23 protein-coding genes are annotated in these 23,043 nt (G+C 70.7%); 15 read left to right on the top strand and 8 right to left on the bottom strand.

The genetic code is table 11. The features are described 5' to 3' along the window. Positions 1–82: 82 nt before the first annotated feature. The 5 genes from FG154_RS10760 to rbfA form a co-directional block, all read right to left on the bottom strand. A complete protein-coding gene (locus FG154_RS10760; protein WP_011909865.1) occupies positions 83–592 on the bottom strand; it encodes a DUF1643 domain-containing protein in 510 nt (169 codons plus the stop codon). A 209-nt stretch (positions 593–801) separates the two neighbouring features. Continuing rightward, positions 802–1,878: a cysteine synthase A gene (cysK, locus tag FG154_RS10755; RefSeq protein ID WP_145107510.1), complete on the bottom strand. Its 1,077-nt coding sequence runs from the start codon at positions 1,876–1,878 to the stop codon at positions 802–804. Positions 1,879–2,072: 194 nt separating this feature from the next. After that, on the bottom strand, positions 2,073–2,978 hold the full coding sequence (gene truB / locus FG154_RS10750; RefSeq protein ID WP_145107508.1) for a tRNA pseudouridine(55) synthase TruB: 906 nt from the start codon (positions 2,976–2,978) through the stop codon (positions 2,073–2,075). 67 nt (positions 2,979–3,045) lie between these two features. After that, positions 3,046–3,783 carry a phosphodiester glycosidase family protein gene (locus FG154_RS10745; protein WP_145107506.1) on the bottom strand — a complete coding sequence of 246 codons (738 nt, stop codon included), beginning with the start codon at positions 3,781–3,783 and terminating at the stop codon, positions 3,046–3,048. After that, positions 3,773–4,186, bottom strand: a complete 414-nt coding sequence (gene rbfA / locus FG154_RS10740) for a 30S ribosome-binding factor RbfA (RefSeq protein WP_181318508.1) — start codon at positions 4,184–4,186, stop codon at positions 3,773–3,775. Before rbfA ends, FG154_RS10745 begins: the two co-directional genes overlap by 11 nt. 164 nt (positions 4,187–4,350) lie before the next feature. On the opposite strand from rbfA, the gene dapB reads away from it, so the two are divergent. Next, positions 4,351–5,160 carry a 4-hydroxy-tetrahydrodipicolinate reductase gene (gene dapB / locus FG154_RS10735; protein WP_145107502.1) on the top strand — a complete coding sequence of 270 codons (810 nt, stop codon included), beginning with the start codon at positions 4,351–4,353 and terminating at the stop codon, positions 5,158–5,160. Positions 5,161–5,257: 97 nt separating this feature from the next. Here the strand turns inward: dapB and FG154_RS10730 are convergent, their stop codons facing one another. Beyond that, positions 5,258–5,437 (bottom strand): DUF1674 domain-containing protein, encoded by a 180-nt coding sequence (locus tag FG154_RS10730; protein WP_009563153.1) that lies wholly within the window; start codon positions 5,435–5,437, stop codon positions 5,258–5,260. Positions 5,438–5,504: 67 nt separating this feature from the next. Here FG154_RS10730 and FG154_RS10725 point away from each other — a divergent pair, with 67 nt between their 5' ends. The 9 genes from FG154_RS10725 (at position 5,505) to FG154_RS10685 (ending at position 16,987) form a co-directional block, all read left to right on the top strand. Then, positions 5,505–6,734: an RsmB/NOP family class I SAM-dependent RNA methyltransferase gene (locus FG154_RS10725; protein WP_145107499.1), complete on the top strand. Its 1,230-nt coding sequence runs from the start codon at positions 5,505–5,507 to the stop codon at positions 6,732–6,734. 25 nt (positions 6,735–6,759) lie between these two features. Beyond that, positions 6,760–8,457, top strand: a complete 1,698-nt coding sequence (locus FG154_RS10720) for a heparinase II/III family protein (protein ID WP_145107498.1) — start codon at positions 6,760–6,762, stop codon at positions 8,455–8,457. Between the two features lie 26 nt (positions 8,458–8,483). Continuing rightward, positions 8,484–10,073, top strand: a complete 1,590-nt coding sequence (purH, locus tag FG154_RS10715) for a bifunctional phosphoribosylaminoimidazolecarboxamide formyltransferase/IMP cyclohydrolase (RefSeq protein WP_145107496.1) — start codon at positions 8,484–8,486, stop codon at positions 10,071–10,073. A gap of 1 nt (position 10,074) precedes the next feature. Further along, positions 10,075–10,635 carry a signal peptidase II gene (lspA, locus tag FG154_RS10710; protein WP_145107494.1) on the top strand — a complete coding sequence of 187 codons (561 nt, stop codon included), beginning with the start codon at positions 10,075–10,077 and terminating at the stop codon, positions 10,633–10,635. Between the two features lie 53 nt (positions 10,636–10,688). Further along, positions 10,689–11,216, top strand: coding sequence for a DUF3035 domain-containing protein (locus FG154_RS10705; protein ID WP_145107490.1), 528 nt, complete (start codon positions 10,689–10,691; stop codon positions 11,214–11,216). 78 nt (positions 11,217–11,294) lie between these two features. After that, complete coding sequence (locus FG154_RS10700) at positions 11,295–12,641, top strand: M16 family metallopeptidase (RefSeq protein ID WP_186312332.1); 1,347 nt, start codon at positions 11,295–11,297, stop codon at positions 12,639–12,641. Next, positions 12,638–13,945 (top strand): M16 family metallopeptidase, encoded by a 1,308-nt coding sequence (locus FG154_RS10695; RefSeq protein WP_145107486.1) that lies wholly within the window; start codon positions 12,638–12,640, stop codon positions 13,943–13,945. The genes FG154_RS10700 and FG154_RS10695 overlap by 4 nt, the downstream gene beginning before the upstream one ends. Before the next feature lie 56 nt (positions 13,946–14,001). Continuing rightward, positions 14,002–15,840 carry a DNA mismatch repair endonuclease MutL gene (mutL, locus tag FG154_RS10690; protein ID WP_145107485.1) on the top strand — a complete coding sequence of 613 codons (1,839 nt, stop codon included), beginning with the start codon at positions 14,002–14,004 and terminating at the stop codon, positions 15,838–15,840. Between the two features lie 10 nt (positions 15,841–15,850). Beyond that, entirely contained in the window at positions 15,851–16,987 is a 1,137-nt protein-coding gene (locus FG154_RS10685) for a DNA recombination protein RmuC (protein ID WP_145107482.1), read from the top strand. Between the two features lie 61 nt (positions 16,988–17,048). Here the strand turns inward: FG154_RS10685 and FG154_RS10680 are convergent, their stop codons facing one another. Together FG154_RS10680 and rpoE are read right to left on the bottom strand one after the other, a co-directional pair. Next, positions 17,049–17,693, bottom strand: coding sequence for a ChrR family anti-sigma-E factor (locus tag FG154_RS10680; RefSeq protein ID WP_145107618.1), 645 nt, complete (start codon positions 17,691–17,693; stop codon positions 17,049–17,051). 8 nt (positions 17,694–17,701) lie between these two features. Next, positions 17,702–18,247, bottom strand: a complete 546-nt coding sequence (gene rpoE / locus FG154_RS10675; protein WP_145107480.1) for an RNA polymerase sigma factor RpoE — start codon at positions 18,245–18,247, stop codon at positions 17,702–17,704. Positions 18,248–18,467: 220 nt separating this feature from the next. On the opposite strand from rpoE, the gene FG154_RS10670 reads away from it, so the two are divergent. Genes FG154_RS10670 through FG154_RS10650 form a run of 5 tightly spaced genes read left to right on the top strand, consistent with a single transcriptional unit; the run spans position 18,468 to position 23,018 of the window. Then, positions 18,468–19,760 carry an NAD(P)/FAD-dependent oxidoreductase gene (locus tag FG154_RS10670; RefSeq protein ID WP_145107478.1) on the top strand — a complete coding sequence of 431 codons (1,293 nt, stop codon included), beginning with the start codon at positions 18,468–18,470 and terminating at the stop codon, positions 19,758–19,760. 8 nt (positions 19,761–19,768) lie between these two features. Continuing rightward, positions 19,769–20,518 (top strand): DUF1365 domain-containing protein, encoded by a 750-nt coding sequence (locus tag FG154_RS10665; protein ID WP_145107476.1) that lies wholly within the window; start codon positions 19,769–19,771, stop codon positions 20,516–20,518. Beyond that, entirely contained in the window at positions 20,515–21,720 is a 1,206-nt protein-coding gene (locus FG154_RS10660; protein WP_145107474.1) for an MFS transporter, read from the top strand. The genes FG154_RS10665 and FG154_RS10660 overlap by 4 nt, the downstream gene beginning before the upstream one ends. 3 nt (positions 21,721–21,723) lie before the next feature. Beyond that, complete coding sequence (locus FG154_RS10655; protein ID WP_145107471.1) at positions 21,724–22,284, top strand: DUF3833 domain-containing protein; 561 nt, start codon at positions 21,724–21,726, stop codon at positions 22,282–22,284. After that, the gene (locus FG154_RS10650) at positions 22,281–23,018 is read left to right on the top strand and encodes an SDR family NAD(P)-dependent oxidoreductase (protein WP_145107469.1); all 738 of its coding nucleotides are present in this window, start codon (positions 22,281–22,283) and stop codon (positions 23,016–23,018) included. The genes FG154_RS10655 and FG154_RS10650 overlap by 4 nt, the downstream gene beginning before the upstream one ends. Positions 23,019–23,043 lie beyond the last annotated feature (25 nt).

Below are 23,043 nucleotides of genomic sequence, written 5' to 3'. Positions count from 1 at the left end.
AAGGGGCGGATGTGCGCCTATACGGGAAAAACGCCTGAAAGGAAAGCGTCTTCTCCGCCGACGGCGGGGGCGGGCGGCGCCGTCACTCCCAGAGGATCGGCGGCTGGTGATAGCCGATGTAGAGCGGGTGCCTCGGCTGGCCGTCCTGGTTCAGCCCGAGATGGTGAAGCGGCAGTCCGGTCGCCCGGAGCAGCGCCTCGACCTGCCGCCCCCGGTCGAGAAAGGCGCCATGCGTGCCCCAGGCGCAGACGATCCGGTCGGCCCACGGGGCAGAGTGGGCGATCGCCTCGTCATTCTCGGGATTGCCCACCGGATCGGGCGCCGCGCGCATCTTCTTCGGGTCGGTGTCCCGCCAGGCAAAGATGTTGCAGACACGGAACCCCCCGAAGCCGAGCGCCCGGGCCCGCCGCTCGCAGCGCTCCACCGTCGGGTCGTTCTGGTATTCGGTGGCCGTGGAGGGATTGAGCATGATGAACAGCGCCTTCGCGCCGGCCGGGTCCCAGATGCGCGTCAACAGATAGCGGTAGCGTTCGCAGTCGGAATAGACGGCGGTCGAGGGCGCATCGCCCTTCACGAAGCTGCGCGTGATCATCTGCCCTCCGGTTCGGCCGCCTCCACCTAGGCGGCCGCGCCGGGAAGGGCAAGGGCGCGGGTTCGGCCGCCTCCCCGCGCGGCGGCCGCGCCGGCAAGGGCAGGGGCGCCGGTTCCGTAGCCGAGGCCCCGGATCGGTTCGTCCCCGGCAGGGCCGCGCGAGGGGGTTCGATGCCCCCTCGCGCGGCGCCTCCGCCAAGGCTGTCCGCCTCAGAGCTGGAAGCTCGGGGTCGAGGCCGAAAGCGCCTGTTCTTCCTCGTCCATCTCCTCGCCGATGGCCTGGAAGAGCGGAGTGGACATGTAGCGCTCGCCCGTGTCGGGCAGCATCGCCAGGATCACCGACCCTTCCGGCGCCCGCCGGGCCACCTCCAGCGCCACCGCAAAGGTCGAGCCGCCCGAGACCCCGGTGAGGATGCCCTCCCTGGCCGCCAGTTCGCGCGCCCACTTCATCCCGTCCTCGCCCGAGACCGGGATCAGCTCGTCACAAGCCCCGGCGTCGAGCCCCTCCTGCAGCACCTTCGGGATGAAGTCCGGCGTCCAGCCCTGGATCGGATGCGGCTCGAAGGCCGGATGGCCCGAGGACGCCGTCCCGTCCGCATTCCGCTCCTGCGCGACGCCCGATCCCACCAGCTGCGCGTTCGAAGGCTCCGACAGCACGATCTTCACCTCGGGCCGCTCGCGGCGCAGGACACGCGCCACCCCCGTCACCGTCCCGCCGGTGCCGTAGCCGGTCACGAACCAGTCGAGCCGCTGGCCCTCGAAATCCGCCACGATCTCGCGCGCGGTGGTCGCCTCGTGGATGTCGGCGTTGGCGTCCGTCTCGAACTGGCTGGCCAGGAACCAGCCGTTCGCCTCGGCCAGCTCCTGCGCCTTCCTGTACATGCCGAAGCCCTTGCCCGCCCGCGGCGTCAGCACCACCTTGGCGCCCAGAAGCCGCATCAGCCGCCGCCGCTCGACCGAGAAGGCCTCGGACATGGTGATCACCAGCGGATAGCCCTTCTGCGCGCAGACCATCGCAAGGCCGATCCCGGTGTTGCCGCTGGTCGCCTCGACCACCGTCATTCCCGGCTTCAGCTTGCCCGACCGTTCCGCCGCCTCGATGATGTTTAGCGCCAGCCGGTCCTTCACCGAACTCGCCGGATTGAAGAACTCGGCCTTCACATAGATCGTCACGCCCTTGGGCGAGAGATTGTTGATGCGGATGACGGGCGTGTTGCCCACCGTGTCGAGCACGCTGTCGTAGAGCCTGCCGCGGCCCTCGGTCGTCCGGATCTTCTGGGCATCCATGATGCTTCTCCTGTCACTCTCGGTTGCCGCAGCTTAACCCGTTCCGGCGCGTCGTGTTTCCCCATTTTCGCCGCGCCGGTGGAGGGTTGTTCCGAAGGGGCCGCCGCGCGTGGAACGCGGTTGCCCGGCCACCCGCACCCGGGGCGGCGCCTGACGTGACGGAGCGCAGGGAGGCGAGGGCCCGAGACAGCCCCTCAGAGGTTGAACACCCGCGTCGGATGCAGCTCGCCCGCCTTGTAGATGCCGACCGCGACCGGCTGGCCCTGAAAGCTGGCCCAGGCTTCCTCGCCGAACTCCACGTCCGAGGCGATCACCATGCCTGGGTTGCCGCACTTCAGCCGCGCGGCGCCCTCGGCCGTGGCGGGCAGCTCCGGCAGATCGGCCAGTCCGCAGGCCAGCGGCATGACATGCGTGAGCAGCTCCTCGCTCTTGGCCAGTTCGTCGATCGTGGCGACCGAGATCCCGTCCTCGGCCTCGAACGGCCCCGACCAGGTCCGGCGCAGCCACTCGACATGGCCGTGGCAACCCAGCGCCTGCCCGAGATCTCGGGCGATCGAGCGGACATAGCCGCCCTTGCCGCAGACCATCTCCAGCTCGACATGGTCCGCATCCGGCCGGGAGATCAGCTCGAGACTCTCGACCCAGAGCGGCCGGGGGGCTAGATCCAGCCGCTCGCCCTCGCGTGCGAGGTCATAGGCGCGCTCGCCCTCGACCTTCACCGCCGAGAACTGGGGCGGCACCTGCATGATCTCGCCGCGGAAGGCCGCCAGCGCCGCCTCGATCTCCGCGTCCGCCGGCCGCGCCTCCGAGGTGGCGATCACCTCGCCGCTCGCATCGTCCGTCCGCGTGGCCACGCCCAGCCGCACCATGAAGCGGTAGCACTTCAGCGCGTCGGTGATGTAGGGGACGGTCTTGGTGGCCTCGCCCAGCGCAACGGCCAGGACCCCGGTCGCATCCGGGTCGAGCGTTCCCGCATGGCCCGCCTTCTGCGCCCCGAGCGCCCAGCGCACCTTGTTCACGACCGCGGTCGAGGTCATGCCCGCGGGCTTGTCCACCACCAGCCAGCCAGAGATCGCCCGGCCCTTGCGCGTCCGTCCCATGCTCGTCCCTCCAGAAAGAAGGCCGCCTGCTAGCCCCTCGCGCCGGTCGCGTCAACGGCGCCTGCGGTCAGGGCGTCGGAACCACCAGCCCCACGATGGGGCCCATCGGCGTGCCCCAGTCCGACCGGCGCGCGCCGCGATCGTAGAGGCGCGAGATCGAGCCGTCGAAATAGAGCGCGTCGGGCAGCTCCAGGGCATCGCGGAAGAGACGGCCGAACTCGTGGAAGGTGACGGGGCGGTTCGAGATCGCAAAGACGGCGCGGCTGCCGTCGGCGCTGACCCCCACGCCGTTGCGCACATAGCGCGAATCGCTGTCCACCAGAAAGCGTGGATGCAGCTTGCCCCCGATCACCAGCATCGGGCCCGACTGGCTGGCAAAGCGGCAGGCGGGCCGCTCGGCCGCAAAGGCGCGCGACTCGATCACGCGATAGCCCTCGCCCACGCAGAAGACGCCGTTGGGCAGCATCCCGAAATTGCCCGGCCCGGCCGAGGTCACGATCGGCGCACGCTCGAGGCCCTCCTCGACCAGCAGCCCCACCGGCCGGCGGTCGGCGTGATACATGCCCGCGTTCATCGCAAAGGCAAGCTGCCGCCCCTCGGGCGCCAGCGCGCTGTTGATCCGCTCGAAGCTGCCGTAGGGCTTGCCGTCGGGCGCGGTCTGGAACAGGCGGATGTCGTCGCCGGCCTGTGCCTCGCACAGGCTGTAGCGCGTGCCCTCGAAGGTCAGGTCACGGCAGGCCGGCTCGGCCGTCGCACAGGCGGCCGGCCAGAGCGCGAGGGCCAGCGCAACGAGCCTAGTCCTCATCCCCATCCCCGCTGCCGCGGATGTCGCGCTGCACCGTCTCGTCCGAGAACAGCCGGCGCGTCTCGTCGAGCCGGTCAAAGGTCTCGTCGGGCCGGAAGCGCAGGTCCGGCGCGTATTTCAGCGTCATCTGCCGGGTGATGTGATGGCGCAGCTCGCCGCGGTGCTTCGACAGAAGCGCGATCGCTTCCTCCACATCCTTGCCACCCAGCGGCATGACATGGACGGTCGCCACCTTCAGGTCGGGCGAGCAGCGCACCTCGCCCACGGTGATCGACATCCGGTTCAGGTCGGGGTCGTGGATCTCGCCACGGTTGAGCACGTCCGCGAGCGTGCGGCGGATCAGTTCGCCGACGCGAAGCTGGCGTTGCGAGGGGCCGGTGCCGGTGTGGGATCTGTGTGCCATCAGGCCCATGTAGGCCCTTTCGCGCCGCCCCGCAACGCCGCTCGCAGGGGCCGGTCTTGGCGCAGCCGCACCTCCGCCCCGGCCGCCGGGCACGCCCGCGGCGCCCCGCCCTTTGCGCGCGACGCGCGAAGCCGCTAGGAAGGCGGAAAAGCAAGGAGCGCGTCATGTCGGATCTGCCGGGTATCGTCGTCACCGGGGCCTCGGGCCGGATGGGCCAGATGCTGATGAAGACCGTGCTCGCCTCGGACAAGGCCCGCCTCGTGGGCGCGGTCGAGCGGCCGGGCAGCGACTGGGTCGGCCGCGATGCCGGCGCCGCCATGGGAGGCGCCGCCATCGGCGTCACCGTCACCGACGACCCGCTCGAGGCCTTTGCCCAGGCGCAGGCCGTCATCGACTTCACCTCCCCCGAGGCGACGGTGCATTTCGCCGAACTGGCCGCGCAGGCCCGTGCCGTCCATGTGATCGGCACCACCGGGCTCGATCCGGCCCACCTCGAAAAGCTCGAATGGGCAGCCCATCACGCAGTCATCGTGCGGGCCGGCAACATGAGCCTCGGGGTGAACCTGCTCACCCGGCTCACGCAGAAGGTGGCCGAGGCTCTCGACACCGACTGGGACATCGAGGTGGTCGAGGCGCACCACCGGATGAAGGTGGACGCGCCCTCCGGCACGGCGCTGATGCTGGGCGAGGCCGCCGCGCGCGGCCGGGGGACGGATCTGGACCGCGCCCGTGTCTCGGGCCGCGACGGCATCACCGGCCCCCGCGCGCCGGGCAGCATCGGCTTCTCGGCCATCCGCGGCGGCGACATCGTGGGCGAACATGACGTGATCTTCGCCGCGGCCGGCGAACGCATCGTGCTGCGCCACGTCGCCACCGACCGCGCGATCTTCGCCCGCGGCGCCCTCAGGGCGGCGCTCTGGGGCCAGGACAAGCGTCCGGGCCAGTATGACATGATCGACGTCCTGGGCCTCTGACCCGCCCGAACCGCGCTCACCGGGCCTGCCCTTTCATTCTCGCCGAAATATCCCGGGGTCCGGGGCAGAGCCCCGGCGGCCGGCCCCTCGGGCGCGGTCAGAAATCGATCGCGATCCCCTTCTTCTCCCAGTCTCCAAAGCGCACCGGCTCGGGCCCGTTGCGCCCGCCGATCTCCTTCGGCAGGTCGAGCGCCTTGGCCTGCCGGCGGCGCTCCTCGGCCTCGGCCAGCGCGCGCAACGCCTCGGGCGGAAGGTCCTTGCGGGTCTCTTCGGTCATGTCGGGCTTCCTTGTAAGGGCTTGCCGCATGATATACCGCCGGAGAGCGGCGGAACAAGGAGGCGGCATGGCGGACGAGGCGCGGGGCATGGCGGTGGCGCTTCTCGATGCGGTGCTGGGCGAGCGGAGGCTCCTGTCGCAGGCGCTGGGCGAGTTGCCGCCCGCCGGCCCGGCCGAGCGCGCGCGGGCGCAGCGGCTGGCGCTGACGGCGCTGCGCCATCTCGACCCGGCCGACCGGCTGCTTTCGCCGCATCTGCGCAAGGCGCCCCCGCTCACGGTGCGCAACATCCTGCGGCTCGCCGTGGTCGAGATGGCGGTCGAGGGCGCCGCTCCGCACGGCGTGGTCAATGCCGCCGTGGATCTGGCGCGGCGCGGGCGCCGCACGCAGCATCTGGCGGGGCTGGTCAATGCGGTGCTGCGCAAGCTCGCGCCCGCCTCCTTTGTCGACCTGCCCGCCCAACCGATGCCGATGTGGCTCCGCCAGCCGCTCGTGCGGCGCTGGGGCCGCGGCGTGGTGGCGGCCATCGAGGCGGTGCAGGCCGCGGCGCCTCCGCTCGACCTGACGGCGAAGCCGGGGCGGATCGCGCCGGGCGAGCCGCTGCCTACGGGCAGCTTCCGGCTGCGCGATCCGGGGCAGGTCTCGACCCTTCCGGGCTTCGAGGCGGGCGACTGGTGGGTGCAGGATGCGGCCGCGGCGCTGGCCGTTCGGCTGCTCGATCCGCAGCCGGGCGAGCGGATCGCCGATCTCTGTGCGGCGCCGGGGGGCAAGACGCTCCAGCTCACCGCCGCGGGCGCCGAGGTCACGGCGCTCGACCTGTCCGAGCCACGCCTCGTCCGTCTGCGCGAGAACCTGGCCCGCACCGGCCTGAAGGCCGAGGTGGTGGCCGCCGACCTGCTGTCCTGGGAGGGCGGGCCGTTCGATGCGATCCTGCTCGACGCGCCCTGCTCGGCCACCGGCACGATCCGCCGCCATCCCGACCTGCCCTTCGTCAAGGACGGCAGCGAACTGCCGGCGCTGGTCGTGCTTCAGTCCGCGATGCTGGACCGGGCGCTCGGGATGCTGAAGCCCGGTGGACGCCTCGTCTTCTGCACCTGCTCGCTCCTCGAGGAGGAGGGCGAGGCGCAGCTTTCGGCGCTTCTCGAACGTCACCCCGCCCTCAGGGTCGAGCCCCCGTCGCTGGCGGGGATCGAGCCCGGCTGGGTCGGCCCCGAGGGCGGCCTCCGCCTGCGCCCCGACCATTGGGCCGAGGCGGGGGGCATGGACGGCTTCTACATGGTTCGGGTGCGCAAGCCATGAGCCGGAAGAGCGGAGCGGGGGCAGCGTGAGCGAGGGCAGGGTCGCGCTTCTCGATCGGCTCGCCGTCTGGCGCGCGCGGCTCAGCCGCCCGGCGCGCCGCTTCACGCTTCTGCCAGAGCCCGGCTGCCTCGGCCTGCCCGAGCGCGGGCGCTGGCTGGTCGCGGGCACCCACCTTGTCGAGGGGCGGCTGGTGCAGGCGCCCGGCACGGCGCCGTGGGACCTGCCGGGGGCCGGCGCCGCCCAGCTTGCCGAGGCCCATGGTTTCGGCTGGCTCGACGATCTCGCCGGGCTGGGCGACCGCCCCGCGCGGGCCCTTGCGCGCGACTGGACCTTCCGCTGGATCGCCCGCTTTGGCCGCGGCCGGGGACCGGGCTGGACTCCCGCTCTCGCGGCACACCGGCTCGGGCGCTGGATGAGCCATGCGGCGCTGCTGGCCGAGGCCGGTGAGCGCGATCAGGCGACCCTGGCCCGCGCGGCCTCGCAGACGCTCCGCTTCCTCGAGCGGCGCTGGACCAGCGCCCGCGGTCCCGCCCGGATCGAGGCGCTGTCGGCGATCCTGCGCGCGGGCCTCGTGCTCGAGGGGATGGACCGCCATGTGACCGCCGCCGCCGTGGCGCTGGGGCGCGAGGCCGAGGCGCAGGTCGATGCCCACGGCGCCGTCGCCTCGCGCAGCCCCGAGGAACTGGCCGAGCTGTTCGCCATCCTCGCCGAGGCCGAGGCGGCCCTTGTGGCCGCTGGCCGTCCGGTGGCCGAGGCCCATCGTGCGGCGATCCACCGGATCGCGCCCGTCCTGCGCGCCCTCCGGCATTCCGACGGCGGGCTCCCGCGGTTCCACGGCGGCGGCCGCACCGTGGCCGAGCGGGTGGAGCGCGCCCTCGCCACCGCGGCGGTGCCCGCCGTTCCGGCCGAGGGTGCGGCCATGGGCTTCCTGCGCCTCTCGGCCGGGCGGACGAGCGTGCTGGTCGATGCGGCGGACCCTCCGGCCGGTCCCCACGCCCATGCCTCGACGCTGGCCTTCGAGATGAGTTCGGGCCGGCGGCCGGTCATCGTCTCCTGCGGTTCGGGGCGGGCCTGGGGCACGGAATGGCACCGGGCGGGACGCGCGACTCCCTCGCATTCGACGCTGGCGATCGAGGGCTTTTCCTCGTCCCGTCTCGGCCGGTCGGGCAAGGAGATGACCGAGCGGGCCCGCGTCCTTTCCGCGCACCGCCAGCGCGGCGCGGCGGGGACGCAGCTCAGCCTTGTTCATGCCGGATGGGCCGAGACGCACGGCCTGACCCACCGGCGAGAGCTGCTGCTGGCGCCCGACGGGCGCAGCCTCTCGGGCTCGGAGACGCTTGCCGCCCTGACGCCGGCCGAGAAGAAGCGGCTCGACTCGGTCCTGAAGACGGCGCGCGGGCAGGGCATTTGCCTCGCCCTGCGGTTTCACCTGCATGCGGACGTGCGGGCGAGCCTCGAGCCCGCCGGGCTCGGCGTGGGGCTGACGCTTTCCAGCGGCGAGCGTTGGGCCTTCCGGTTCGAGGGCGCGGCGCGGCTGACGCTCGATCCTTCGGTCTATCTCGACCGCGCCCACATGCTCCCCCGCGCCACGAAGCAGATCGTCCTCCACGCCGTTCTTGTGGGGCACGAGGCCCGGATCGGCTGGACCTTGGCCAAGACAGAGGATACTCCGCTGGCCATTCGTGACCTGGACCGGGACGATCCGCCCGCGACCCGGCCCTGACCTGGCTTTGACCTGGAGGCAATGTGATGACGAATCTTGTTCCCGTTGGCCGCGCCCTTCTGTCGGTTTCCGACAAGTCGGGGCTCCTCGACCTCGCACGCGCCCTGGCCGAGCTGGAGGTGGAGCTGATCTCGACCGGCGGCACGGCCGCCACACTGCGGGCCGCAGGGCTCAAGGTGCGCGACGTGGCCGAGGTCACGGGCTTCCCCGAGATGATGGACGGCCGGGTCAAGACGCTGCATCCGATGGTGCATGGCGGGCTTCTGGCGCTGCGCGACGATGACGAGCATCTGGTGGCGATGGCCGCGCACGGGATCGAGCCGATCGACCTGCTGGTGGTGAACCTCTATCCGTTCGAGGCGGCGGTGGCGCGCGGCGCTTCCTACGACGACTGCATCGAGAACATCGACATCGGCGGTCCGGCCATGATCCGGGCGGCGGCCAAGAACCACCGTTTCGTGAACGTCGTGACCGATACGGCCGATTACAAGGCGCTGCTCGACGAGCTGCGCGCGCACGACGGGGCCACGACGCTCGCCTTCCGGCAGAAGCTGGCGCTGACGGCCTATTCGCGGACCGCCGCCTATGATGCGGCCGTGTCGGCCTGGATGGCCGGCGCGCTCAAGGCCGAGGCGCCGCGCCGCCGCACCTTTGCCGGCACGCTGGCCCAGACCATGCGCTACGGCGAGAATCCGCACCAGAAGGCGGCCTTCTACACCGACGGCTCGCGCCGGCCCGGCGTCGCCACCGCGAAACAGTGGCAGGGCAAGGAGCTGTCCTACAACAACATCAACGACACCGATGCGGCCTTCGAGCTGGTGGCCGAGTTCGACCCGGCCGAGGGACCGGCCTGCGTGATCGTCAAGCACGCCAACCCCTGCGGCGTGGCGCGTGGCGCGACGCTGGCCGAGGCCTACGCGCGCGCCTTCGACTGCGACCGCGTCTCGGCCTTCGGCGGCATCATCGCGCTGAACCAGCCGCTCGACGCGGCGACCGCCGAGAAGATCACCGAGATCTTCACCGAGGTGGTGATCGCCCCCGGCGCCGACGAGGAGGCCCGCGCGATCTTCGCCGCCAAGAAGAACCTGCGCCTGCTGACGACCGAGGCCCTGCCCGATCCGCTCGCGCCGGGGCTGGCGTTCAAGCAGGTGGCGGGTGGCTTCCTCGTGCAGGACCGCGATGCGGGTCATGTCGATGCGCTCGACCTGAAGGTTGTGACGAAGCGCGCGCCCTCGGATGCCGAACTGGCCGACCTGCTCTTCGCCTGGACCGTGGCCAAGCATGTCAAATCCAACGCCATCGTCTATGTGAAGGACGGCGCCACGGTGGGCGTGGGTGCGGGCCAGATGAGCCGGGTTGATTCCACCCGCATCGCGGCGCGCAAGTCGCAGGACATGGCGCAGGCGCTGGGCCTCGCCCAGCCGCTGACGCAAGGCTCGGTCGTGGCGTCGGACGCCTTCTTCCCCTTCGCCGACGGCCTTCTCGCCGCCGCCGAGGCGGGGGCGACGGCCATCATCCAGCCCGGCGGCTCGATGCGCGACGACGAGGTGATCGCGGCGGCGGACGAGGCGGGCCTTGCCATGGTCTTCACCGGTCAGCGGCACTTCCGGCACTGAGATGCGGCTGACGGCGCTCACGGCCCTCATCGTCTTTCTGATCGACCAGGCGACGAAATGGATCGTCGTCTGGGGACTCGGGCTGGCGCACCGGGGGGCGATCGACCTCGTCGCGCCCTGGCTGACCTTCCGCATGGCCTGGAACCGGGGGATCAACTTCGGCATCGGCTCGTCGGACCAGGAGATCGTGCGCTGGGGCCTGATCGCGGTGTCGCTGGCGATCTCGGCCTGGGTCTGGCGTTGGGTCGGCCGCAGCGAGCCGTCGCGGATGGCGCGCGTTTCCGGCGGGCTGCTGATCGGCGGGGCGATCGGCAACGTGGTGGACCGCATCCTGTATGGCGCGGTGGCGGATTTCCTCAACATGTCCTGCTGCGGGATCGAGAATCCCTATGCGTTCAACGTCGCCGACATCGCGATCTTTGCGGGCGCCTTCGGTCTGGTGCTCTTCACGCGCGAGACGAAGCCCGCGCCCGGCAAGTCCGGGGCTGGCGCGGCGAAACGCAAGCCCTCGGACGGCAAGTCGAACGGGTCTGGCCGACGCGGGGGCGGAAAGACCCCGTGACGGCTCGGAACCTTTGCGCTAAAGACGGGCACGAGGCAGCAAGGAGACGAGGCATGCGGGCAGCTCGAGGCGCAGGGGCGGGTGCGGCACTGGCGATGCTCCTGCTGGCCGGCTGTGGCGGCGGAGATCCGAAGCTGATGAACCTGCGCGCCAGCGGACCCGGCCCGGACGAGTTCGGCATCCTGCCCGTCAAGCCGCTCGAGATCCCCGAGACGATCGGTGCGCTCCCGCCTCCGACGCCCGGTGGCGCGAACCGCGCCGACCCGAACCCGCTGGGCGATGCCGTTGCGGCGCTGGGCGGCAATCCGGCGGCGTCGGGTGCCATTCCCGCCGCGGATGCGCCGGTCGTGGCGCACGCCACCCGCTTCGGCCGCGACGCCACGATCCGCCCGACGCTTGCGGCCGAGGATTACCAGTGGCGGCGGGACAATGACGGCCGCCTGCTCGAGCGGGTGTTCAACGTGAACGTCTATTTCGACGCCTATCGCCCGATGGCGCTGGACCAGCAGGCCGAGCTGGCCCGCTGGCGTGCGGCGGGCGCCCGCAACCCCTCGGCGCCGCCTGTCGCCGGGCGCGAGTGATCACAAGCCCGTAGGGGGACTTGCGGCGCCGCGGTCCGGCGGTAGCTTTCGCGCAGATCCATCTTCTGGAAGGACATGATGATGCTGCGCCGCCTGGCCCTTCCGGCCGCCACCTGGCTCATGCTCTCGCTTCCCGCCCTGGCCGAGACGGTGAGCGATTTTCGCCTGCCGAACGGGCTTGAGGTGGTGGTGATCGAGGATCACCGCGCCCCTGTCGTGACCCATATGGTCTGGTATCGCGTGGGCGCCGCCGATGAGCCGCCCGGCCATTCCGGCATCGCCCACTTCCTCGAGCATCTGATGTTCAAGGGCACGGACGACCTGGCCGCGGGCGAGTTCTCGGCCACGGTCGAGGCGCAGGGCGGCGACGACAACGCCTTCACCTCGTGGGACTACACCGCCTACTTCCAGCGCGTCGCGGCCGACCGGCTCGATCTGATGATGAAGATGGAAGCCGACCGGATGCGCGACCTCGAGATGACGGAAGAGGATGTGCGCACCGAGCGGCAGGTGGTGCTGGAAGAGCGCAGCCAGCGCATCGACAGCGACCCCGGCTCGATCTTTTCCGAGCAGAGCCGCGCGGCGGCCTACCTGAACCACCCCTACGGCATCCCGATCATCGGCTGGCGGCACGAGATCGAGCAGCTGGACCGCGAGGACGCCTTCAGCTTCTACCGGACCTATTACGCGCCGAACAACGCGATCCTGGTGGTTGCGGGCGACGTGGACCCGGCCGAGGTGCGGCGCATGGCCGAAGAGCATTACGGCCCGCTCGAGCCATCGGCGAACCTGCCCGAGCGGCTGCGCCCGCAGGAACCGCCGCAACTGTCCGAGCGCCGCCTGACCTTCACCGATCCGCGCGTGGCGCAGCCCTATGTCTCGCGCAGCTACCTCGCCCCCGCCCGTCAGAGCGGCGCGCAGGAGAAGGCGGCGGCCCTCACGATCCTGGCCGAGCTGCTGGGCGGCAGCCCCACCACATCGCTTCTCGCGCGCGAGTTGCAGTTCGGCGAGCGGCCCCGCGCCGTCTGGGCGCAGGCCTGGTACAATGGCGGGGCGCTCGACTCGGGCAGCTTCGGGCTTGCGGTCGTGCCGGTGCCCGGCGTGCCGCTCGACGAGGCCGAGGAGGCGATGGATGAGGTCGTCGCGCGCTTCCTCGAGGAGGGGCCCGACCCAGAGGATTTCGCGCGGATCAAGATCCAGCTCGGCGCGCAGGACATCTATTCGCGTGACAATGTGGACGGGCTGGCCCGCCGCTACGGCGCCGCGCTGACCACGGGGCTGACGGTCGAGGACGTGAAGGCCTGGCCCGATGTGCTGCAGGCGGTGACGCCCGAGGACGTGATGGCCGCCGCGCGCGAGGTCTTCGACCGCCGCCGCGCCGTCACCGGCTGGCTGATGCAGGCCGACGAGGAGACAAGCCAATGATGCTGCGCCTGACCTTTGCGTTGATCCTGTTCGCCCTGCCGGTGCGGGCCGATGTCCAGATCCGGGATGTGACTTCCCCCGGCGGCATTCGCGCCTGGCTGGTGGAGTCGCACGACCTGCCCTTCACCGCGCTCGAGATCCGGTTCCGGGGCGGCACCTCGCTCGATCCCGAGGGCGCACGGGGGGCGGTCAACCTGATGACGGGCCTGATCGAGGAAGGCGCCGGCGATCTCGACGCGCAGGGCTTTGCCCGTGCCCGCGACGGGCTGGCCGCCAGCTTTTCCTTCCGTCCCACCACGGATGCGGTGGCCGTCTCGGCCCGCTTCCTGACCGAGAATCGGGACGAGGCGGTGGATCTCCTTCGCCTCGCGCTGGTCGAGCCGCGTTTCGATGCCGACGCCATCGAGCGCGTGCGGGGGCAGGTGCTGTCGGGGCTGGCCTCGGATGCCAAGGATCCGACGCGGATTGCCGGCCGGACCTTCCACGAGAAGGCCTTCGGCGCCCACCCCTATGGCAGCGACGGGTCGGGCACCCCCGACAGCGTCCGGGCCCTCATGCGCGACGACATCGTGGCGGCGCACCGTGCCGCGCTCGCCCGCGACCGGATCTATGTCGCGGCGGCGGGCGACATCACGGCGGAAGAGCTGGGCACGCTGCTCGACCGGCTGCTCGGCGACCTGCCGGCCGAGGGCGCCCCCATGCCTCCGCGGGCCGAGTGGCGGATCGGCGGCGGGGTGACGGTGGTCGAGTTTCCGACCCCGCAGGCATCCGTGCGCTTCGGGCATGAAGGGATCAAGCGCGACGACCCCGACTTCTTCCCGGCCTATGTCCTCAACGAGATCCTCGGCGGCGGCCGGTTCGGCTCGCGCCTGATGACCGAGGTGCGCGAAAAGCGCGGGCTGACCTACGGGATCGGGTCCTATCTCGCGCCGATGGACCATGCCGAGCTGATGATGGGCCACTTCGCCAGTTCCAACGCGACGGTGGGGCAGGCGGTCCAGATCGTGCGCGAGGAATGGACCCGCGCGGCGGCCGAAGGCGTGACGGCCGAGGAACTGGAGGCGACCAAGACCTACCTCACCGGCTCCTATCCGCTGCGCTTCGACGGCAACGGCCCGATCGCCAGCATCCTCGTCGGGATGCAGATGGAGGACCTGCCGATCGACTATCCGGTGACGCGCAATGCGAAGGTCGAGGCCGTGACGCTCGAGGATGTGAAGCGCGTGGCCGCGCGCCTCCTCAAGCCCGAGGCGCTGCATTTCGTCGTGGTGGGCGAGCCCGAGGGGCTCGCGTCCGACGGCTGAGGCCGATCGGTTGTTCCCGGTGGCGAAGCGGCGGCTCTTCTGCTAAGGCTGGTAGCATGACGCTCCTCAGCCCCAAGATAGGCGCCGCGCGCCCGGTGATCCGGCAGCTCGACGAAGCCGCCATCAACCGCATCGCGGCCGGCGAGGTGGTGGAGCGTCCGGCCTCGGCTGTCAAGGAACTGGTGGAGAACGCGCTCGATGCCGGCGCGCGCCGGGTCTCGGTGGATATTGCCGACGGGGGCAAGACGCTCATCCGCGTGACCGATGACGGCTGCGGCATGACGGCCGGGGATCTGCCGCTCGCCCTGTCGCGCCACGCCACCTCGAAGATCGACGGCTCGGACCTGCTCGACATCCGCAGTTTCGGCTTCCGCGGTGAGGCGCTGCCCTCGCTGGCGGCGGTGGGGCGGCTTGTGATCACCTCGCGGGTGGCCGGGGGCGAGGGTGCGGCGGTGACCGTCAGCGCCGGCCGGATGGAGCCCGTGCGCCCCGCCGCGCTGGGGGCGGGCACGGTGGTCGAGCTGCGCGACCTCTTCTTCGCCACGCCCGCACGGCTCAAGTTCCTGCGCACCGACCGCGCCGAGACGCAGGCCATCGCCGAGGTTGTCCGCCGTCTGGCGCTGGCCGAGCCCGAGGTGGGCTTCACCCTGACCGACCATTCCGCGGGCGAGCCGCGTCTGCTGTTCCGCGCCGAGGCCGAGGGTGGGGATCTCTTCGACGCCCTCCACCGCCGCGTGGCGCGGGTGGTGGGCGCCGATTTCGCCGAGAACGCGCTGCGCATCGATGTCGCGCGCGAAGGGCTGCGCCTGCAGGGCTACGCCGCGCTGCCGACCTACTCGCGTGGCTCGGGCGTGGCGCAGTTCCTGTTCGTGAACGGCCGTCCGGTGCTCGACCGGATGCTGCTCGGCGCGCTTCGGGCGGGCTACATGGATGTGCTGAGCCGCGACCGCTATCCGGCCGCCGTGCTGAACCTGATCTGCGATCCGCAGCGGGTGGATGTGAACGTGCATCCCGCCAAGGCCGAGGTGCGGTTCCGCGAGTCGGGCGAGGTGCGCGGGCTGATCGTCACCGCGCTGCGTCAGGCACTGGCGGGGGCGGGGCATCGCGCCTCGACCACCGTCGCCGGGGACACGCTCGAGGCCTTCCGCCCCGAGGCCGCCGCCCCGCCCGCGGCGCGCATCTACCAGATGGACCGCCCGTCCGCCGCCTCGGTCGCGCGCAGCTTCGCCTTTCAGGCGCCGCAGGCGGCCATGCCGGGGCTGGCCGAGGCGCCCGCCGCGCGGGTTGAGGAGGCGCCCGTTGACGCGGCCGAGGATCGTCCGCTCGGGGCGGCGCGCGCGCAGATCCACGGCAACTGGATCCTTGCGCAGACCGCCCGCGGCCTCGTGATCGTGGACCAGCACGCGGCGCACGAGCGGCTGGTCTATGAACGGCTCAAGCGGCAACGCGACGGGGCCGGTATCGCGCGGCAGGTGCTGCTGATCCCCGAGATCGTCGAGTTGTCGCCCTCGGACGCCGCCCGGCTTCTCGAGGCGGCGGACGAGTTGGCGGCCCTCGGCCTCGTGCTCGAGCCCTTTGGCGGGGGCGCGGTTGCCGTTCGCGAGGTGCCCGCCATCCTCGGCAAGGTCGAGGCGGCGCCGCTCCTGCGCGACATTCTCGACGATCTGGCCGATCTGGGCAGCTCGGACCGGCTTCAGGCGAGGATGGACGCCGTGCTCTCGCGCATGGCCTGCCACGGATCGGTGCGCTCGGGCCGCGCCTTGCGGGCCGAAGAGATGAACGCGCTTCTGCGCGAGATGGAGGCCACGCCCCTCTCGGGTCAGTGCAACCACGGCCGGCCCACCTATGTCGAGCTGAAGCTGGCCGACATCGAGCGGCTGTTCGGCCGGCGATGACCCGCCCGCAATGATCCGCATCGGCGACCGGACCTTCAGCTGGGACGACCCGCTGGTGCTTGGCGTGGGCGCGGGGCTGATCCTTCTGGTGATGCTCCTGCTGATCCTGCGCGCGGCCGGGCGGTCGGCGCGGATGGTCGCGCCGATGCTGAACGAGCTGGGGTGGCTCGGCCAGCAGGTGCAGATGCTCTCGGACGGGCAGGAGCGGCTGGCGGGCGGGCTGCATCATGTCTCCGAGGCGCAGGCCTCGAGCCAGGGCGCCATGCTGCAGCTGATGGAGCGGCGCCTGGCCGAGGTGCAGCGCGGCATGGCCGAGAGCCTGCACGGCACCGCGCTGCGCACGGCGCGCTCGCTGGGCGATCTGCATCAGCGGCTTGAGACCATCGACCGGGCGCAGGCCAACATCGAGAAGCTGTCGGGCGACGTGCTGGGGCTGCAGGACATCCTGTCCAACAAGCAGACGCGGGGCGCCTTCGGCGAGATCCAGCTGAATGACATCGTGCAGAAGGCCTTGCCCTCCGACAGTTACACGATGCAGGCGACGCTTTCGAACGGGCGGCGGGCGGATTGCCTGATCCACCTCCCCGAGCCGCCGGGGCCAATCGTGATCGACTCGAAGTTTCCGCTCGAGGCCTACGAGGCGCTGCGGGCGGCCGAGAATCCGGCGGCGCAGATGGAGGCGCAGCGGATGATGCGGGTGGCCGTTCGCGCCCATATCCGCGCCATCGCCGAGAAATACATTCTCGAGGGCGAGACGGCGGACGGGGCGATGATGTTTCTGCCTTCCGAGGCGGTCTATGCCGAGCTTCATGCCAATTTCGGCGACATCGTGCGCGAAGGCTTTGCGGCGCGGGTCTGGATCGTCTCGCCCACCACCTGCATGGCGGTGCTGAACACGATGCGGGCGGTGCTGAAGGATGCAAGGATGCGGGCGCAGGCTGGCGCGATCCGGCGCGAACTGGCCGAACTGGGCCGCGAGATCGACCGGCTGACGGACCGCGTGGGCAACCTCGACCGCCACTTCACGCAGGCCGCGCGCGACGTGGAAGAGATCCGCATCTCGGCCGGCAAGGCCGGCAAGAAGGCTCGGAGGCTCGACAATTTCGACTTCGAGGATATGAGACCACGCACCGACGCGGCCGAGTAAAGGCCCGCGTCATTCGCGCTTCGTGAAATGCACGGCCCTTCTGCCCACGGCCAATGCGCGCTCAGATGCGGAAGAAGGGCTGCACCAGCTTGGGAAGGAAGCTGTTGAAGCGCAGCGGCGCGTCGGTCGCGGCGAGGCAGATGCAGTCGATCCCGGCCTCGGCCGTCGGCGTATGCTCAAGCTCTTCGTCGGCAATCTCGAGGTCGCCGGGGCCGAAGCGGTCCGTCTCGTCGCGGAAGGCGCCCTGCAGCACGAGCGTCAGCTCCATCCCCCGGTGGCCGTGGTCGGGCACGGCCTGGCCGCCCGGTATCCACAGAAGCCGCGCGATGGCCTCGCCTCCGGTCGGCAGGATCGCCTGCCGCACGCCACCGCCCAGCGCCCGCCAGCGGACATCCTGGAGCCGTCCGCCGACATAGTCGGCCAGCGGCGCGGGGGCGCGCGGGTCGGCGCGGCGGGCGGGCCGCGCGGGCACCTCGATGCGGCGGTCGAGCCGGGACATGACGGCGGCAAGGCTGCCCTCGGAGAGGGCGACCGGAGCCGCCTCTTCCATCAGCCGCCCGCCCACCGCATCGAGGGCCGCGGCCCGTGCGCGGCAATCGTCGCAGAGCGAAAGATGTGTCGCCACCACCAGCGAGAATGCCTCGGGCAGCGAGCCCGCCGCATAGGCCGTCAGGAGGGCGTCGGAAACATGGTGCCGGATCGTCATGGTCTCGTTCAACTCATGTGCTGGCGCAGACGTTCCAGCGCGAGCCGGATGCGCGACTTGATGGTGCCAAGGGGAAGCCCGGTCTCGACCGCAAGTTCCCGGTGGGTGAGGTCGCCGAAGAAGGCGCGCTCGATCAGGGCCCGCTGCGCCTCGGGCAGGCGGGCGATGGCGCGGCCGAGGCGGTCGTTCTCCTGCTGCATTTCATAGACGTCGGCCTGATCGGGCTCGGCGTCCGGGCCCCAGAAGAGATCCTCGGGCTCTGGCTGGCGCGCCTTTCGCAGCCCGTCGATCCGCCGGTTTCGCGCGATCGTGAAGATCCAGGTCGCCACCGACGCCCGCGACGGATCGAAGAGATGAGCCTTCTGCCACACCGTTGCCATCACATCCTGCGCACATTCCTCGGCCTGGGACTCCACGCTGCCGGATTTCATCAGGAAGCCCTTCACCCTCGGCGCGAAGTGCTGGAACAGCTCCGCGAAGGCTGCCTCGTCCCGATGATCCCGGATCGCACGCATGAGTGCCACCCAGTCCGTCCCGTTACTCTTGTCCGTCACAGCAGGCCTTTCCCTCGTCGCCCGCGGGAGAAGATAGGCAACCGGTCTCCCGCTTGCATCCGTATTTTTCGGTTGGCCCCTGCCGTGCTCCTTACGCGCTGTTTACGCCCCGCGGGGCAGTCTGGATCACCCGGCCGGGTCGAGAAAAAGCTGCGGGCCGACTGATCCGGGCCGCGTGACGCAGCGTATCAACCGCACATGAAGAGGGAAGGTGCAGGGCATGCCATTCGAGACGTCTGAGTTCGCGCGCCGGCGCGTCGCTGTAATCGGTGGAGGGGTCTCGGGGATGGCGGCGGCGCATATGCTCGCCCGCGATCACGCGGTGGTCCTGTTCGAGTCCGAGAAGCGCCTCGGCGGCCATGCAAGGACGGTTCTGGCCGGCAAGCGCGGCGATCAGCCGGTGGATACGGGCTTCATCGTCTTCAACAAGGTGAATTACCCGCACCTGACGCGGCTCTTCGACGAGCTCAAGGTGCCCGTGGTCAAGAGCGACATGAGCTTTGGCGCCTCGGTGCGCGGCGGGCGGCTGGAATACGGGCTCAAGGACCTGAAGGCCGTTTTTGCGCAGAAGCGGAATGCCCTCGATCCGCGCTTCCTGAACATGCTGATGGATGTGCTGCGCTTCAACGCGCACGCGATGGAGCATGCCGACGATCCCCGCATGACGATCGGCGAGCTTCTGGCGCGGCTCGAACTGGGCAACTGGTTCCGCGACTATTATCTGCTGCCGATCTCGGGGGCGATCTGGTCCACGCCCTCGCGCGGGATCCTGGATTTTCCCGCGCAGGCGATGCTGCGGTTCTTCGAGAATCACGCGCTGCTGTCGCACACCGGGCAGCATCAGTGGTACACGGTGGCGGGTGGCTCGATCGAATATGTAAGCCGCCTGCAGGCGTCGATGGCGTCGCGCGGGGTGGATCTGCGGCTGGGCGCCGGGGTGGCGGGCGTGCGGCGCGAAGGCGGCGGCGTGCGCGTGCGTGCCGAGGGCGGCGAGTGGGAGGCGTTTGACGAGGTCATCTTCGCCACCCATTCCGACGATACGCTGCGGCTTCTGTCGGATGCGACCGAGGCCGAGCGGACGGCGCTGGGATCGGTGCGCTACCAGCCGAACCGGGCGGTGCTCCATTCGGACAGGTCGGTCATGCCCAAGCGTCGGGCCGCCTGGGCCTCGTGGGTCTATCTCGAGCCCGAGGATCCGCAGGCGCCGATCGATATCACCTACTGGATGAACTCGCTTCAGCCGATCCCCGAGGACGATCCGCTGTTCGTGACGCTGAACGGCAACCGGCAGGTGCGCGAAGAGCTGGTGCATGACGTCGTGACCTTCCGTCATCCGGTCTATGATCTGGCCGCGCAACTGGGCGTCGCGGCGCTGCGGATGATGAACGGCGAGCGGCAGACCTGGTTCGCCGGCGCCTGGATGCGGAACGGCTTCCATGAGGACGGCTTTGCAAGCGCCGTGGATGTGGTCGAGGCGATGCGCCGCCGCGCCGCCACCCCGGTCGCGGCCTGAGGCGCGCCATGTGGGCCGAGCATGTTCAGGGTGAGACCTTTCACGGGCGCAAGGGCGCGCTCGGGAACAGCTTCCGCTACGGGGTGGATTACCTGATCGTCGATCCCGAGGCGGTCGAGGGGCCCGCGCTCTTCTCGCGCAACCGGGCCAACCTGATTGCGCTGCATGACCGCGACTACGGCGGTGAGCCGGGGCAGGGCCGGGGCGTCGCCTGGGTGCGCGAGGTGCTGGCGGCGCAGGGGATGGCTCCGGCCGCACGCATCCTTCTGCTGACACAGCCGCGGGTGATGGGGCATGTGTTCAACCCGGTCAGCTTCTGGCTCTGCCATGACGCCGAGGGGGCGCTGCGCACCGTCGTCGCCGAGGTGAGCAACACCTTCGGCGACCGTCACTGGTATCTCTGCGCCAAGGAAGACGGCTCGGCCATCGAGCGGACGGACACGCTGACCGCGGCCAAGATCATGCATGTCTCGCCCTTCCAGCCGATCGAGGGCGGCTACCGCTTCCGCTTTGACATCCGTGAGGATCGGGTAGGCGTCTGGATCGACTACAACTTTGCCGAGGGCGGGCTCTATGCCACCCTCACGGGGCGCCGGGCGCCGCTTACGAACATGGGCATCCTGCGGGCCTGCCTGCGCCGGCCCTTCGGCTCGCGCCGGGTGCTGGCGTTGATCCACTGGCAGGCGCTGAAGCTGGCGCTGAAGGGCGCCCGCTACCGCAGCCGGCCGGCGCCGCCGCTGCAAGACGTCACGCGGTGACGGCGAGGCTTCTGCCGTGGTCGCTTCTTGCGGGGCTGATCGCGGCTGCGGGCCTGCCGATCTACATCCATGCGCCGAAGGTCTATGTGGACGAACATGGCATGAGCCTGGGCGCGCTGGGCGCGGTTCTGGCCGCGCTCCGGCTGGTGGATGTGGTGCAGGATCCCGCGCTGGGATGGCTGGCCGAGGTGACGCGCCGGCGCCGGGCCGGCATGGTGGCGGGGGCGGTGCTGCTGCTCGCGCTGGCGATGGTGGGCCTCTTTGCCGTGTCGCCGCCGGTCGCGCCGCTCCTGTGGTTCGCGCTGATGCTGGTCGTGCTCTTCTCGGCCTTCTCCTTCCTCACCATCGCCTTCTACTCCGAAGGGGTGGGCAAGGCCGCGCGGCTGGGACCGGGCGGGCATCTGCGGCTGGCCGGCTGGCGCGAGGCCGGGGCGCTCGCGGGCGTCTCTCTGGCGGCCGTCGCGCCGGTCGTGCTGGGCAGCTTTGCCCTCTTTGCCTGGGGCTTTGCCGGGCTTGCGCTGGTGGCGTGGTTCGCCATGCGCCGCGAATGGGCGGGCCTGGCCGAGCCGCCGCGGCCGGACCTGCGGGCGGTGCTGCGCGATCCGATGATCCGGCGGCTTCTGCTGCTGGCGCTGGTCAATGCGGCGCCGGTGGCGGTGACCTCGACGCTTTTCCTGTTCTTCGTCGAAAGCCGCCTCGACGCCGCCGGCTGGGAGGGACCGCTGCTTCTGCTGTTCTTCCTCGCCGCCGCGGCGAGCGCGCCCGGCTGGAGCCGCGCCGCCCGCACCCGAGGCGCGAAACCCGTGCTGCTGGCGGGCATGGCGCTGGCCGTGGCGTCCTTCGTCTTCGCCTTCACGCTGGGGCCGGGCGAAATCGTGGGTTTCGCGCTGATCTGCGCGGCGTCGGGCGCGGCGCTGGGGGCCGACATGGTGCTGCTGCCCGCAATCTTCGCGCGCCATCTCGCGCGCACGGGATCGGGGGAGGCCACGGCCTTCGGCCTCTGGTCCTTTGCCTCGAAACTTGCGCTTGCGCTGGCGGCGGCCTCGGTCCTGCCGCTGCTGCAACTGGCGGGCTTCACGCCGGGCAGCACCGGGCCCGAGGGTGCGCTCCTCCTGCTGTCGGTGCTCTATGCCCTCGTGCCCTGCGCGCTGAAGGTCTTCGCCATCCTCCTCCTGCTTGCCACCCCCATCCCGGAGAGCTGACCCGTGACCCCGTTCCTGTTCCTTGCGCTTGGTGCCCTCGTGATCCTCGGCCTTGCCCTGCTGCGCAGCCGAACCCTCGCCTTCGCGGCGCAGCGGCCGGCGGACTATGCCGGCAAGGGGCCCCTGCTCGATCCGCGGCGCGATCTGGCCGGGCCCCTGCTGTGCGAGGGCGTGATCTACGGGCCGACCGGCCGCGTCACCTCGCGGTTCGTTGCGGACATGGAGGGGCGCTGGGACGGAACCTCCGGCGTGCTGACCGAGCACTTCCGCTACGACAGCGGCGCCACCGACCGGCGCGAGTGGCGCTTTACCCTAGGCAACGACGGGACGCTGCGTGCACAGGCCGATGACGTGGTGGGCACCGGGGTCGGAAAGGCTGAAGGATCAGCCCTTTGCCTGCGCTACCGGCTGCGGCTTCAAGATGACGCAGGGGGGCATGTGCTGGATGTGATTGACTGGATGTACCGTCTGGAGAATGGCACGATCATCAATCGGAGCCAGTTCCGCAAGTTCGGGATCAAGGTGGCCGAGCTTGTGGCGACACTGAGACGGATCGAGAGATGAGAGACTTTGTAGGTAAGCGGTATTGGCTCATCGGCGGAAGCGAGGGCCTCGGTCTCGCGCTGGCGAAGAAACTGAGCGGGGCGGGGGCGCGGGTCATCCTGTCGGGCCGCGACGAGGCGCGTCTGGCGGAGGCGGTCGAGGCGATGCCCGCGCCGGCCGAAGCGGTCGTGCTGGATGTGACCTCCGAGGCCTCGATCGAGGCGGCGCTTGTCAAGGTGGGGTCCTTCGACGGCGTGGTCTATCTCGCCGGGACCTACTGGCCGATGAAGGCGCAGGAGTGGGAGACGGCCAAGGTCGAGGCGATGATCGACACCAACCTGTCGGGGCTCGTGCGGCTGGCCTCGGCCATCCTGCCGGGCATGATCGCCGCGAACCGCGGGCATCTGGTGGTGGTTGGCAGCATCGGCGGCTATCGCGGCCTGCCCGGCGCCATCGGCTATTCCGCCAGCAAGGCGGGCGTCATGGCGCTGACCGAGTCGCTCTACGCCGACCTGCGCGGCACCGGCGTCGAGGTGCAGCTGGTCAACCCCGGCTTCATACGCACCCGGCTGACCGACAAGAACAGGTTCCGCATGCCCTCGATCATGGAGCCGGAGAAGGCGGCGCAGCACATGTTCGAGCACATGTGCTCGGACAATTTCCGCATGAACTTCCCGCTGATGTTCGCCTCGTTCTTCCGCTTCTCGCAGTTGCTGCCGGACGGGCTGTTCTACCGGATGCTCGGGAAGGGCTGAGCGCGCGCCTGTGGAAAGGCGGGGG

The organism is Cereibacter sediminicola (assembly GCF_007668225.1).
Classification (GTDB): domain Bacteria; phylum Pseudomonadota; class Alphaproteobacteria; order Rhodobacterales; family Rhodobacteraceae; genus Cereibacter_A; species Cereibacter_A azotoformans.
Note: the sequence above shows the minus strand (reverse complement) of the source record. Positions and strands in the feature narration are given on the sequence as shown.